The organism is Microbacterium paulum (genome assembly GCF_015707995.1).
Classification (GTDB): domain Bacteria; phylum Actinomycetota; class Actinomycetes; order Actinomycetales; family Microbacteriaceae; genus Microbacterium; species Microbacterium paulum.
Genome location: NZ_JAAGRY010000078.1, coordinates 1 through 12584, shown reverse-complemented (window position 1 = coordinate 12584; position 12584 = coordinate 1). Strand labels below are relative to the sequence as shown.

Below are 12584 nucleotides of genomic sequence, written 5' to 3'. Positions count from 1 at the left end.
GCGGGTGCGGGCCGGCGGGTGCGGGCCGGCGGGTGCGGGCGGGGCGCGGCCGGGGTGCCGCGTCGGGCACAATGGCGCTGTGAGCCGCACGCACATCAGAGATTTCCATGACGACGACCTCGACGCCGTGGTCCGGCCGTGGGAAGAGGTGCACGGGGCTGAGGAGTCTCCCGTCTATTCGCTCGCCGAGATGATCGCCTCGTGTCAGGCCGACCACGCCGTCGTCGCGACCCGTGACGACGCGCTCGTCGGGGTCGCGGTGGGCCGCGCCGCGCACGCGCAGGGGTGGATCGTGTTCTTCGGGGTGGCGGCCGTGCCGCAGTCCGACCAGATCTCCGCCGGGCTGCTCGACGCCCTCGAGCGGCGCATGGCCCCGCTCGGGCTCGGCAAGCTCTCGATCCTGCTCGCCGAGGGACAGGAGCCCCTCGCCGCCCTCACCGCCAATGGGTTCGAGGTGCGCGATCCGCTCCGCTACCTCGAGCGCGAGATGCCGGTGCAGCGTCGCGAGCTCGACCTGCTCAAAGAGGTCGGCGGGCGCATCCTGCCGCGCCACCTCTGGCGTGCGGTGAGCGGCATGCGTCAAGAGAAGGACCTGCTCGAAGAGCGTCTGGTCACCCCGCTGTCGCGCCCCGACATGGCCGAGCGCTTCGGGGTCGTGCCGCCGCGCGCGGTCATGCTGTTCGGCCCTCCCGGCACGGGAAAGACGACCTTCGCGAAGGCCGTCGCCTCGCGCCTGGACTGGCCGTTCGTCGAGGTCTTCCCCTCGCGCTTGGCCGACGGGTCGTCGAGCCTCGCGGGGGCGCTGCGCACGACGTTCGAGAAGATCGGCGAGCTCGAGCATGCCGTCGTCTTCATCGACGAGGTCGAAGAGATCGCCTCGCGCCGCGGCGGCACCCCGCCCTCGCCCACGCAGGGCGTCACGAACGAACTGCTCAAGCTCGTGGCCGAGTTCCGTGAGCGCGACGGGCGCCTGCTCATCTGCGCCACGAACTTCGTTCGCGCTCTGGATGCCGCGTTCTTGCGCCACGGCCGCTTCGACTACGTCATCCCGATCGGACTGCCCGACGGCGAGGCACGCGCCGCCATCTGGAACCGCTACATCCCGGCCGCGGCAGCGGAGGCGACCGACGTCGCGGCGCTCGTCACGGCGAGCGACGGCCTGACTCCCGCCGACATCGAGTACGCCGCCCGCCGTGCCTCGCAAGAGGCCCTCGCCCGCGCGCTCCGCGCGGGGGAGGGCGTCGGCCCGGAGTCAGGTGCAGGCGACGACGCCGCGCCGCTCGCGACCGACGACTACCTGCGTGCCCTCGCGGCGACCCGGGCGACCGTCTCGGCCGAGGCGGTCTCCGACTTCGTCACCGACATCGACGAGTACGCGCGCCTCTGACGCGCGGCGCGCATCCGCTGCGGCGCTCCGGTCCGCGGCGACCCCGACCCCGTGAGAGGCGGGTCAGGCGTCGGCGACGGCGGCGGCGATGTCGCGGCGGAAGTGACCGCCCTCGAGCGTGATCTCGCTGAGGGCCGCGTACGCGCGCTCGCGCGCCTGCGCGAACGTGTCTCCCGTGGCGACCACGTTGAGCACCCGTCCGCCGGTCGCGATGAGATCGCCACCGGGCGCGTCGGGCCCCGCGGTGGCCGCGTGGGCGAGGTGCACACCGTCGACGGATGCCGCCGCTGCCAGCCCCTCGATCGGGCGGCCGGTCACCGGCGCCTCGGGGTAGCCCTCGCTCGCGAGCACGACCGTGATCGCGGCGGCGTCGGCGAAGGTCGGCTCGGGCTCGTCTTCGAGGGTGCCCACGGCGGCCGACATCAGCAGCCGCGACAGCGGCGAGGTCAACCGCGCGAGCACGACCTGCGTCTCGGGGTCGCCGAAGCGCGCGTTGAACTCGATGACGGTGATCTCGGTCGCCTCGCCCTCGCCGGTGAGGATGAGGCCGGCGTAGAGCAGTCCGATGAAGGGGGTGCCCTCGGCATCCAATCGACGGATCACCGGCTCGGCCACTTCGCGCGTCACTCGCTCGACGAACGCCTGCTCGCTGCCGAAGCGCTCGGCGAGCCACGGGAGCGGCGAGTACGCGCCCATGCCTCCCGTGTTGGGGCCGGCGTCGCCGTCGTAGGCGCGTTTGAAGTCTTGCGCGGGCGAGAGGGCGCGCACCGTGTCGCCGTCGCTCACGAAGAAGAGCGACACCTCGGGGCCCGACAGGAACTCCTCGACCAGCACCGGGCCGGCGGGCAGATAGGTGTCGGCGTGCGCGATCGCGGCAGCGCGGTCGGTCGTCACGACGACGCCCTTGCCCGCGGCGAGGCCGTCGGCCTTCACGACATAGGGCGCGCCGTACGCGTCGAGCGCGGCCTCGACCTCGTCGCGCGTGGTCGCGCGGGTGGCGCGGCCGGTGGGCACCCCCGCGGCATCCATGATGCGCTTCGCGAACGCCTTCGATCCCTCGAGCGCCGCGGCCGCCTTGCCCGGGCCGAACACCGGGATGCCGCGCTCGCGGAGCGCGTCGGCGACCCCCGCGACCAGCGGAGCCTCGGGCCCGATGATCACGAGGTCGATGCTCTCGTCGTTGGCGTAGGCCGTCACGGCGGCGGGCGAGTTCGCATCGAGGCCGGGAACGAGCGTCGCATCGGCGGCGATGCCGGCGTTGCCGGGCGCGGCGAACAGCTCGTGGCCGCCCTCGCCCTTCAGAGCGAGGAGCAGGGCGTGCTCGCGGGCACCGGAACCGAGGACGAGAATGCGCACGCGGCCAGCCTACCGACCGCGGGTCGTGTGTTCCGGGTGGGTGCGCGGGGCCGGCCGGTCGGTCGGTCGGTCCGGGCGGGGCAGGCCGGGCGACTGCCGGGTGGCCGGCGTACGGTATTCAGTCCCTGCGGGGCGCGCGCAGTGCGCGATCCGCGAAAACTCGGGGTGAGGCCGCCGCCGAGCGTGCGCGGAGACTGAATACCGTACGGGCGCGCGAGATGCCGCGCAGGCTCAACGCGATGGCGCACGCCCGCGGGCTCGCTCCGCACGCCGTGTGGTCGCCCCGCGCGCAGCCGGCGCCACGGGATACCGTGGATGCCATGGCGCGCAAGATCTCGACCGACGACGGCCGCGCGGCGCTCGCCGCGGTCGCCGAGGCGCGCGCAGGAGCCGGGGCGGCGGGTGCGGCGGGCACGCCGGGCGGTGCGCCGCTGCCGCGCACCGAGACGGCGACCGCGGTGCGCTACCTGCTGCAGCTGCTCGCCGAGAAGGCGCCGGGCAACACCGTCGAGGTGCGGGTGCCGCCGTTCGGGGCGGTGCAGGTCGTCGAGGGTCCGCGCCACACGCGCGGCACGCCCCCGAACGTCGTCGAGACCGACGCGGCGACCTGGATCGACCTCGCGACGGGCGTCGAGGTGTGGGTGGATGCCCTGGCCTCGGGCCGCATCGCCGCGTCGGGCACGCGCGCCAACCTCGCCGCACTCCTGCCCCTGCGGCCCTGACGGGCGACCGCACCCGTCGCAACCTGTGGATAGGGTGGGATAGGTAACGGTGAGCGGAAACCCGCAGGCGGGCGGCACGATCACGGTCACCGGTTCGGGGTTCACCGCGGGCCAGAACGTGCTCGTCGAGGTGCACTCCGACCCGTACGCGCTCGGCACGGCCACGGTCGGCGCCGACGGACGCTTCACGATCAGCGGAACGCTGCCGGCCGACTTCCCGGCCGGTGAGCACTCCGTCGTCGCGATCGTCGACGGCAGACGATCGCCGCCGCGGTGGTCACGATCGCAGCGGCGACCCCCGCGACGGCCGTCGAGACCGCGCCCGTCGCGACCTGCACGGCACAGTCGGTGTCGGGCGCGTCGATCAGCTGGGGCGTGAAGGAGAGCTTCGTCTCGTACGTGGACGGCCCGATCGCCAAGGGCTCGGCCGACATCTCGTGGGGCTCGGGCTCGGGATCGTTCAACGCCGACGAGAACCTCGGTCGCGTGAACTACGGCGGCGCGGCGACCTTCACCGGTCACAGCGGTGTGCTGAACCTCACGCTGTCGAACCCGTCGATCCAGGTGACCGGCGCCGGCTCGGCGACCCTCTCGGTCGTCGCGAACGGCACGCGGGTCACGATCGCGACGCTGTCGCTGCCGGCGGCATCGGTCTCGGGCCGAGCGATCTCGTGGCGGAACGCCGCGGCGACCCTCACGAGCGCCGGCGCGAGCCTGTTCAGCTACAACGGCAACGCGTTCTACCCGGCCGGCACGGCGCTCGACCCGGTGTCGTTCTCGTGGCCGCTCGGCGGCGAGGTGCCGTGCGACGTGACCACGTCGGGCGAGCTCGCCGCCACCGGCGGACAGCTGCCGGATGCCACGGCGTGGCTCGGTCTCTCACTGCTGGTGCTCGGTGTGGGCCTCGTCGCCCTGCGCCGCCGTCGCGCGGCCGTGCCCACGGTCTGAGCGACCCGGCCCGGTGACGCGAGCCCTCTCCCCGCCCGGGGGGGGGAGGGCTCGCGCAGTCTCGCGGCTCGGCGGCGGTGGGACAGCGCGGCGGTGGGACAGTGCGGCGGTGGGACAATGGACGGATGACCGAGCGCGCCCAGCACCAGATCGAGACCGCGCACGTGCGCCGGAGTCCCCGGTACGCGATCTTCTTCGTGCTCGGCGCCGGCCTCGGCATCCTCACCGCGCTCATCCTGACGTTCGCGTTCGACGGCACCGCCGACAAGAGCCCGTCGACGCAGGTGCTGTATTCGAGCTCGCAGGTGTTCGGTTTTCTGTGCCTCGTGTGCATTCCGATCGGTATGGCGGTGCTCGGCGTCGTCGCGCTGATCCTCGACCGTCGCATGTCGCGCCGCCAGCACGAGGTGCGGGTCGACCACGAGCGTGTCGAGGTCGACGGCCCCGACGCCGACTGATCCGCGCGCCGCGCTGGGCGCGCGGGGGTGCGTCTGGCGCGTCAGGCGTGTGGCGCGTCGTGCATGTGGCGCGTCAGGTGCCGGCGGCCCGGACTGCGTGCCATTCGCTCGCGCGACGGCTGTGTGACGTCCGGGGTCAGGCGATGTCGGCGATGACCGGGGCGATCGCGGTGTCGAAGGCGGCGATGTCGGTGCGCAGCGAGTCGGTGACGGCCACCGTGAGTGCGCCAATCCACCACACCCCGCGCTGGGTCAGCGGCAGCACCTGCACGTTGAGTTCGAACGAGTGCGCCCGGCGCCCCGAGTTCCGCTCGTGCTGGGCGATCGCGCTCGCGTACGCGCGATAGGCCGATCCGCCCGACCGGGCGTCGGCCTGGGCGCGCGCGTGGTAGCGCTCCGATGCGGCGCGGGCGTAGGCCACGGCATCCGCACCGTGCGGCACGATCGCGCTGTGCAGCGCCTCGAAGCCGTCGGTGGGCAACGCGACGAGCATGTCGAACCCGTCGACGAGCTCGAGCGGCACCGGCGAGGTGTGCGCCTGCGGCTCGACGGTCATCTCCCAATAGGTGAGCCACAGTCGATCGAGCGTCGCCGTGTCGTCGTACTCGCTGCGCAACCCCGGCGGGATGTCGCGCAGATGGGGAAGCTCCTGCGGCGAGCGGATACCCAGCACCTGCCGCAGGTACAACGCCACGAGCACAGGCTGGCCGGCGTCTTCACGCACGACCCACTCCGGAGCACCCGCTGCCATGCCGCCATCCTAGGGATCCCGCCGTCCGCCCGCCCGGCCGCGCCCGGCCCGTGCTGCGCTCGCCCACGACCGCCCACCTCGACTTGGTGGCGCAAGTGGTCGCATCCACCCCGCCATAGCGACCATCTGCGCCACCAAACTCGCGCCCGCGCTGTGCGTCCCCGCGCCCCACCTCGACTTGGTGGCGCAAGTGGTCGCATCCACCCCGCCATAGCGACCATGTGCGCCACCAAACCTCGCCCCGACAAGCCCCCGCTGGCGCCCACGCGGGGCCGCGACCGAAGGCCCGGCGCGGGCCGGTAGGCTGTTCGCGTGGCCCAGTCCCCACAGAACCCCTATTCCGCAGCCGGCGTCGACACGGCGGCAGGTGACCTCGCCGTCGAACTGATGAAGTCGGCCGTGCGCCGCACCCACGGCCCCGAGGTGCTCGGTGGCGTGGGCGGATTCGCCGGTCTGTTCGATGCGAGCGCGCTGCTCGGCTACACCAAGCCCCTGCTGGCCACCTCGACCGACGGCGTGGGCACGAAGGTCGCGATCGCGCAGGCGATCGACAAGCACGACACGATCGGCCAAGACCTCGTCGGCATGGTCGTCGACGACATCGTCGTGGTGGGCGCCAAGCCCCTCTTCATGACCGACTACATCGCGTGCGGCAAGGTGTTCCCCGAGCGCATCGCCGACATCGTGCGCGGCATCGCGACCGGCTGCGAGCTCACCGGCACCGCCCTCGTCGGCGGCGAGACCGCCGAGCACCCGGGTCTTCTCGGCGTGAACGACTACGACGTGGCGGGGGCTGCGACCGGCATCGTCGAGGCGAGCGCCGTGCTCGGTGCCGAGCGGGTGCAACCGGGCGACGTGGTGCTCGCCCTCGCCTCGAGCGGCCTGCACTCCAACGGGTATTCGCTCGTCCGCCACATCGTCAGCCGCGCGGGCATCACGTACGGGTCGGATGCCTCGGACTTCGGCCGCACGTGGGGCGAAGAGCTGCTCGAGCCCACGCGGCTCTACACACTGCCGCTCCTGCGTCTGCTCGACGCGCTACACGGCGAATCCGGCAGTGGCATCCATTCGCTCAGTCACGTCACGGGCGGCGGCATCGCGGCGAACCTCGCGCGTGTGCTGCCGGTCGGCACGTGGGTCGACCTCGACCGCTCGACGTGGTCGCCGGCGCCGGTGTTCCGCGTGCTCGCCGACCTCGGCGACCTCACCCTCGAGAGCACCGAGGGCACCTGGAACCTCGGCATCGGTTTTCTCGCGGTCGTCGCGCCCGATCAGGCCGCCGCGGCCATCGCGGCGCTGCGCGCCGACGGAATCGAGACCTGGCAGGTCGGCGTCGTGCAGGGCGGCCCGACGCCCGCAGACGACCTCGGACACTTCGAGCAGGGCGCCAAGGGCGTCGACGGCGGCGCCGTGCGCCTGGTCGGCTCGTACGCGGCATCGGCATAAGCGCACCGCAGCGCAGAAACGGAACACCCAGCATCCATGTGCGGAATCGTCGGCGTCGCCTCGCAGGGGAATGTCAACCAAGAGATCTACGACGCGCTGCTGCTGCTGCAGCACCGCGGGCAGGACTCGACCGGCATCGCGACCGCTGAGCCGAACGGGGTGTTCCACCTGTTCAAGGCCAAGGGGCAGGTGCGCGAGGCGTTCCGCACGCGCGACATGCGGGCGCTGCTCGGAAACATCGGCCTCGGGCACGTGCGCTACGCCACGAAGGGCACGGCTTCGAGCGAAGAAGAGGCGCAGCCCTTCTACGTCAACGCGCCCTACGGCATCGTGCTCGTGCACAACGGCAACCTCACCAACACGCGCGAGCTGACCGAAGAGCTGTTCCGCAAAGACCGCCGGCACCTCAACACGTCGAGCGACACCGAGCTGCTCGTCAACGTGCTCGCGAACGAGCTGCAGGCATCCATCTCGGGCCTCGACCTCGACCACGAGCAGATCTTCCAGGCCGTCTCGCGCGTGCACGAGCGCGTCGAAGGCTCCTACGCGGCGATCGCGCTGATCGCGGGCTACGGCCTGCTCGCGTTCCGCGACCCGTTCGGCATCCGCCCGCTCATCCTCGGCACGCGCCGGCACGAAGACGGCCACTACGAGTGGGTCGTCGCGTCGGAGTCGCTCGTGCTCGAGAACGGCGGCTTCGAGGTCGTGCGCGACGTCGAACCCGGCGAGGCCGTGTTCATCGACCTCGACGGGCGCCTGCACACGCAGCAGTGCGCGCAGAGCCCCAAGCTCGTGCCCTGCTCGTTCGAGTACGTCTATCTCGCCCGGCCCGACTCGGTCATGAACGGCATCTCGGTCTACGAGTCGCGGCTGCGCATGGGCGACCGCCTCGCCGACACGATCGCCAAGTACACCCCGTCGGGAGCGATCGACGTCGTCATGCCGATCCCCGACTCGTCGCGCCCCGCGGCGATGCAGGTGGCGCGCAAGCTCGGCATCGAATACCGCGAGGGCTTCTACAAGAACCGCTACGTCGGCCGCACGTTCATCATGCCCGGGCAGGCGGTGCGCAAGAAGAGCGTGCGCCAGAAGCTCAACGCCATGTCGAGCGAGTTCAAGGGCAAGAACGTGCTGCTCATCGACGACTCGATCGTGCGCGGCACGACCTCGAAAGAGATCATCCAGATGGCGCGGGATGCCGGGGCCAAGAGCGTCACCTTCGCGTCGGCCGCGCCCCCCGTGCGCTACCCGCACGTGTACGGCATCAACATGCCCTCGCGTCACGAGCTCGTCGCCCACGGGCGGACCATCCCCGAGATCGCGAAGGAACTCGGCGCCGACTACATGGTCTACCAAGAGATCGACGACCTGAAGGCCGCGATCCTCGAGGGCTCGCCCGACGTCGAAGACCTCGACCTCAGCTGCTTCGACGGACGGTACATCACCGGCACCGTGACCGAGGAATACCTCTCCTGGGTCGAGGGCTCGCAAGAGAGCTGACCCCGGCATCCCTCTGCTGCGCTGCCCGGGGGTGACCCCGGCATCCGCCCCGTGCGCGGCGGGGCTGACCCTGGCATCCACCTGCTGAGGCGACGCGCGGTGCGCTGAGGGGAGGGGATGCGCCCGGCGGAGGATGCCTCGCGCCCGCGCGGCCCTCCCGCGAGCCCATCCCCTCCGCTCGGCACACGACGCCCGCGAGGCGACGCCGCCTCGACACCGCAGGCCGGGCGTAGGCTCGATCGAGTGACCGACGCGCGCCCTCTTTCCCTGTGGCGCGGCAGGCTCCTCGCTTTCACCGGCATCGTGCTGGTCGCTTTCTCCCTCCGCTCGGCGGTGGCGTCGCTGTCGCCGATCCTCGCCGAGGTCGAGGCCGACGTCGCCGTGCCGGCGTGGATCCTCGGTCTCATCGGTGCGGCCCCGCCGGTGTGCTTCGCGATCTTCGGCATCGTGACGCCGGCCCTCGAGCGGCGTTTCGGGCTCGAGCGGCTCGCGGTGGCCTCGATGGTCGTGGCGACGGCGGCGATGGTCGGCCGCGCCCTGGCATCCGATGCTCTTGCGCTCCTCGTCGGCACGGCGGTGCTGTTCGCGGCGATCGGCGTAGGCAACGTCGTGCTGCCGCCGCTCATCAAGAAGTACTTCCCCGATCGCGTCGGCACGATGACGGCGTTGTACTCGTCGCTGCTGGCCGTCGCCGCGTTCGTGCCTCCGCTCGTGGCTGTGCCGGTGGCGGATGCCGCGGGCTGGCGCTTCTCGCTGGGCATGTGGGCCGTGTTCGCGCTTGCGGCGATCTTCCCGTGGGTGGCCCAGCTCGTGCGCGACGGCAGGGGGACGCGCGGGCTGCAGGGCCAGGCGGCAGCGGGCACGCAGGCGGGCGATGTCGACGAGCCGACCCCGCGGGTGCTCGGCCGGCTGACGCGCCTTCCGTTGGCGTGGGCCCTCGCGGTGAGCTTCGCGATCTCGTCGGCGAGCGTCTACGCCTCGTTCGCGTGGCTGCCGATCGTGCTCGTCGATGTGGCGGGCGTCTCGCACGCCGCCGCCGGGGCGCTGCTGTCGCTGTTCGGGGCGATGGGGCTGCCGTGGTCGATCCTCGTGCCGATCGCCGTCGCCCGGTGGAACCGCGTGGGCACGGTCTATGCGGTCGCTCTCGTCGCCGGCGTCACCGGGGTGCTGGGGCTCGTGCTCGCCCCGACCGCGGCGACGGTGCTGTGGGTCGTGCTGCTCGGGGTGCCGCAGGGCCTCTTCCCCGGCGTGCTGGTGCTCATTCAGCGCCGCTCGCGCACGCACGAGGGTGCGGTCGCGCTCTCGGGCTTCACGCAGAGCGTCGGCTACGCGATCGCGGCGATCTTTCCGCTGGCGTTCGCGGTGCTGCACGAGACCACGGGTGGATGGACGGCGCCCCTGCTGCTGCTCGGCGCGCTGTTCCTGTTCACGATCCCGACGGCCTACGTCGTCACGCGCACGCGCACGATCGAAGAAGAGTGGGAGAAGCGCACCGGCCGCGTCTGGTGACGCGCGCCGCGCGCGCTCGACGAGAAGACGTCAGGCCGTTTCGACCTTGTCGTCTTCGTCTTCGTCGGCGTACTGGTCGGCCCACTTGTCGACATACGGGTCCTCGTCGTGGTGACCGAGTTCCTTCTCGAGCGCGGAGTAGTTCACGGTGTACGTGTCGTACTTGAGTTCGCGAGCGATCTTGGTGTGCTTCGCCTTCTGACGGCCACGCCCCATGCGAGACCCCCTCATTTCTGAGTCACGGGCGGTGCGGCTGCGTGTTGCGCACTCACCCGATGCATTCACGATGCGTTCGAACCGGCCCGAGGCCGGGAAGAGTAGCATTCAGGATAACACGGTGGCCTACGCCCGCTCGCTGTTGGCGGCGGATTGGCGGCCGCGCCGAGCGAGCGGAGCACGCGATGACGGATGCCGAGGGCACACCGGTGCCGCATCGTGCGGTCGTCGTGGGGGTGATCCCCGACCAGCCGCCGCGCGTGCTGAAAGAGGCGGCGCGCTACGCGACCCTGTTCGGTGCGCCGCTGATCGTGGCGCACGTCGACATCACCCGGTTCGTGACCTACGCCGACCCCGACGGGTACGTGCAGCCGGCCTCGCTCGACCTCGACATCGCCACCGGCGAGGCTCAGCTCGCCCGCGTGCGCGACGCCGCGACCACCGTGCTGAGCGGCACGGGCGTCGATTGGACGGTCGTGCAACTGGTCGGCGACCCCGCGCTCGCGCTGGGGCACCTCGCCGATCGCGCCGAGGCGCGGCTGATCGTCGTGGGCACGCGCCGGCGCGGCTTCGGCGAGTCGGTGCGCGAGTTCCTCACGGGGTCGGTGGCCGCGCGGCTCGCGCATCGCCAATCGCGGCCGATCCTCGTGGTGCCCCTCGAAGAGCCCGCCCGCGACGAAGAAGACCTCTGGCCGGAAGGGTAGGAGGACTCCGGCCGGAGGGGTGACCCGCGTCGCGGCGCCCGCCGTCGCTCGTCAGGGGGCAGGCCGAAGCCTGCTCGGCCTGCGCACCGCGTCAGCGGCGCGCGCGACGCCGACCGATCAGCACGGTGCCCGCGGCGAGCACGAGCAGCCCACCGGTGAGCACCGCCCACGGGATCACCCCGCCCGTCGCCGACAGCGGCGAGCTGGCCGACCCGGAGCCGGCAGTCGCCGGGGCCGAGCTGCTCGGCGTCGAGCCACCCGGGGTGGCGCCACCCGGCGTCGAGCCACCCGGGGTGGCGCCACCCGGCGTGGAGTCGGATGGCGTCGGCGTCGGGCCGGTCGGCGTCGGGTCGCTCGGGTTCGGCGTCGGGGTCGACCCGCCCGTGTCGGCAGCCTGCACGACGGCGACCGAGACGGTGCGCGCGGCGAGCACGGCGCGACCCCCGGCGTGCCCGGTGACGGTCGCCTCGAAGACCACCGTCGCGGTCACCTGCCGCGACCGTCGCGGCGGTGCCGCATCGGTGCCAACTTCGCCGCTCTCACCCGGGTAGCGGTCGGCTCCGTTCTTCGCCCCGGTCGGGGTGGGCCGCCACGCGCTCACGCGCCTCGCGCAGCAGGCGGAACCAGGTGCGCCGGCTGACGTGCAGACGCGTCAGGGCCTCGCGCTCGCCGACGGGAGGCGAGGCGTGCGCCAGGTCGAGCGCGCACCGCAGCCGGCGGTCGCGGTCGTCGTCGCCGAAGACGTCGTCGAGCAGCGCCACCCGCCGCGGGTCGTCGGGCGGCAGCGTCAAGAGCGAGAGCGCGTCTGAGGCGAGCGCCGCGGCGCCGTGTTCGCGGAGCACCTGCGCCTCGACGAAGCGGGCCACGTCGAGCGGGCGGAAGTCGGTCAGCACCACGGGGCGGTCGAGGCCCTCGGCGAGGATGCGGGTGATCGGCTCGACGGTGTCGATCGGGCGCCGCTGGGGTTCGGGGAAGTGCACGAGCACCGCCGTCATGCCCGGCCCGCCCGCCCGCGACACGAGCGCGGCGCCGGCGAGGCGCGACGCTTCGACACGGTCGTGTACCGACGCGTCGGCGATGAGGCAGACGCCGACGAACGACGTGGCCGGATCGATGCCGGTCTGCTGCGCCGCGGCATCCAACGACCCCTTCACGACGCCGACGGGCACGAGTGCCGAGGTGGGGGCGAGCACTGCGTGCACGATCGCCTCGCCGTCGATGCGGCGCGCGACGATGCGCACCCGGTCGGGCTGCTGCGTCCACGCGGCGATCTCGGGCCAGTCGGCGTTCGAGGTGAACCCGTAGCGGCTCGCGAACAGGTCGAACTCGGCCGCCGTCGCGGTCTCGACGAAGTGCGCGGGGCCCGGCCGGTCTGAGATCGCATCGCGCAGCACCGGGTCGTCGACGAGGTGCGAGAGCTCCATCAGCGCACCGACCTCACCGAGCCGCGATCGCGCGCCGAGGTGGCGCGCGATGCGCACCGACAGGGCGTGGAACCGCTGCGGCGCGCTCTCGCGCAGGCGGGCGCGCACCGCGGCGGCCAGCACGCCGTGCAGCGCGACGCGGCCCCCCACCCGCTCGGTGACG

13 protein-coding genes are annotated in these 12584 nt (G+C 72.6%); 8 read left to right on the top strand and 5 right to left on the bottom strand.

The window, feature by feature from the left end:
* Nucleotides 1-79: 79 nt before the first annotated feature.
* Nucleotides 80-1387: an AAA family ATPase gene (locus G3N18_RS14300; RefSeq protein WP_196384943.1), complete on the top strand. Its 1308-nt coding sequence runs from the start codon at nt 80-82 to the stop codon at nt 1385-1387.
* A gap of 63 nt (nt 1388-1450) precedes the next feature.
* On the opposite strand, the gene purD is transcribed toward G3N18_RS14300, so the two are convergent.
* Nucleotides 1451-2743, bottom strand: coding sequence for a phosphoribosylamine--glycine ligase (gene purD / locus G3N18_RS14295; RefSeq protein WP_196384942.1), 1293 nt, complete (start codon nt 2741-2743; stop codon nt 1451-1453).
* Nucleotides 2744-3063: 320 nt separating this feature from the next.
* Here purD and G3N18_RS14290 point away from each other — a divergent pair, with 320 nt between their 5' ends.
* From G3N18_RS14290 to G3N18_RS14275, 3 genes are all read left to right on the top strand, one after another.
* On the top strand, nt 3064-3465 hold the full coding sequence (locus G3N18_RS14290) for a sterol carrier family protein (protein WP_196384944.1): 402 nt from the start codon (nt 3064-3066) through the stop codon (nt 3463-3465).
* 273 nt (nt 3466-3738) lie between these two features.
* On the top strand, nt 3739-4413 hold the full coding sequence (locus G3N18_RS16355) for an HtaA domain-containing protein (protein ID WP_196384940.1): 675 nt from the start codon (nt 3739-3741) through the stop codon (nt 4411-4413).
* 125 nt (nt 4414-4538) lie between these two features.
* On the top strand, nt 4539-4871 hold the full coding sequence (locus tag G3N18_RS14275) for a potassium transporter Trk (RefSeq protein WP_196384939.1): 333 nt from the start codon (nt 4539-4541) through the stop codon (nt 4869-4871).
* Nucleotides 4872-5007: 136 nt separating this feature from the next.
* On the opposite strand, the gene G3N18_RS14270 is transcribed toward G3N18_RS14275, so the two are convergent.
* Nucleotides 5008-5622, bottom strand: coding sequence for a zinc-binding alcohol dehydrogenase (locus tag G3N18_RS14270; protein ID WP_196384938.1), 615 nt, complete (start codon nt 5620-5622; stop codon nt 5008-5010).
* A gap of 312 nt (nt 5623-5934) precedes the next feature.
* Between G3N18_RS14270 and purM the strand changes: the two genes are divergently transcribed.
* The 3 genes from purM (at nt 5935) to G3N18_RS14255 (ending at nt 10077) form a co-directional block, all read left to right on the top strand.
* Complete coding sequence (gene purM / locus G3N18_RS14265) at nt 5935-7068, top strand: phosphoribosylformylglycinamidine cyclo-ligase (protein WP_196384937.1); 1134 nt, start codon at nt 5935-5937, stop codon at nt 7066-7068.
* A 36-nt stretch (nt 7069-7104) separates the two neighbouring features.
* Nucleotides 7105-8568: an amidophosphoribosyltransferase gene (gene purF, locus G3N18_RS14260; protein ID WP_196384936.1), complete on the top strand. Its 1464-nt coding sequence runs from the start codon at nt 7105-7107 to the stop codon at nt 8566-8568.
* Between the two features lie 243 nt (nt 8569-8811).
* On the top strand, nt 8812-10077 hold the full coding sequence (locus G3N18_RS14255; protein ID WP_196384935.1) for an MFS transporter: 1266 nt from the start codon (nt 8812-8814) through the stop codon (nt 10075-10077).
* A 30-nt stretch (nt 10078-10107) separates the two neighbouring features.
* On the opposite strand, the gene G3N18_RS14250 is transcribed toward G3N18_RS14255, so the two are convergent.
* Nucleotides 10108-10293 carry a DUF3073 family protein gene (locus G3N18_RS14250; RefSeq protein WP_196384934.1) on the bottom strand — a complete coding sequence of 62 codons (186 nt, stop codon included), beginning with the start codon at nt 10291-10293 and terminating at the stop codon, nt 10108-10110.
* Between the two features lie 185 nt (nt 10294-10478).
* On the opposite strand from G3N18_RS14250, the gene G3N18_RS14245 reads away from it, so the two are divergent.
* Nucleotides 10479-10997: a universal stress protein gene (locus G3N18_RS14245; RefSeq protein ID WP_196384933.1), complete on the top strand. Its 519-nt coding sequence runs from the start codon at nt 10479-10481 to the stop codon at nt 10995-10997.
* A gap of 91 nt (nt 10998-11088) precedes the next feature.
* On the opposite strand, the gene G3N18_RS14240 is transcribed toward G3N18_RS14245, so the two are convergent.
* Both G3N18_RS14240 and G3N18_RS14235 read right to left on the bottom strand, forming a co-directional pair.
* Nucleotides 11089-11487 carry a hypothetical protein gene (locus G3N18_RS14240; protein WP_196384932.1) on the bottom strand — a complete coding sequence of 133 codons (399 nt, stop codon included), beginning with the start codon at nt 11485-11487 and terminating at the stop codon, nt 11089-11091.
* Between the two features lie 49 nt (nt 11488-11536).
* A partial coding sequence (locus G3N18_RS14235) for a hypothetical protein (RefSeq protein ID WP_196384931.1) occupies nt 11537-12584 on the bottom strand: 1048 nt, incomplete at its 5' end.

Coding starts and splice junctions, on each gene's coding strand:
- G3N18_RS14290 (WP_196384944.1), top strand. CDS start 3,064: ATGGCGCGCAAGATCTCGACCGACGACGGCCGCGCGGCGCTCGCCGCG.
- G3N18_RS14275 (WP_196384939.1), top strand. CDS start 4,539: ATGACCGAGCGCGCCCAGCACCAGATCGAGACCGCGCACGTGCGCCGG.
- G3N18_RS14270 (WP_196384938.1), bottom strand. CDS start 5,622: ATGGCAGCGGGTGCTCCGGAGTGGGTCGTGCGTGAAGACGCCGGCCAG.
- purF (WP_196384936.1), top strand. CDS start 7,105: ATGTGCGGAATCGTCGGCGTCGCCTCGCAGGGGAATGTCAACCAAGAG.
- G3N18_RS14250 (WP_196384934.1), bottom strand. CDS start 10,293: ATGGGGCGTGGCCGTCAGAAGGCGAAGCACACCAAGATCGCTCGCGAA.
- G3N18_RS14245 (WP_196384933.1), top strand. CDS start 10,479: ATGACGGATGCCGAGGGCACACCGGTGCCGCATCGTGCGGTCGTCGTG.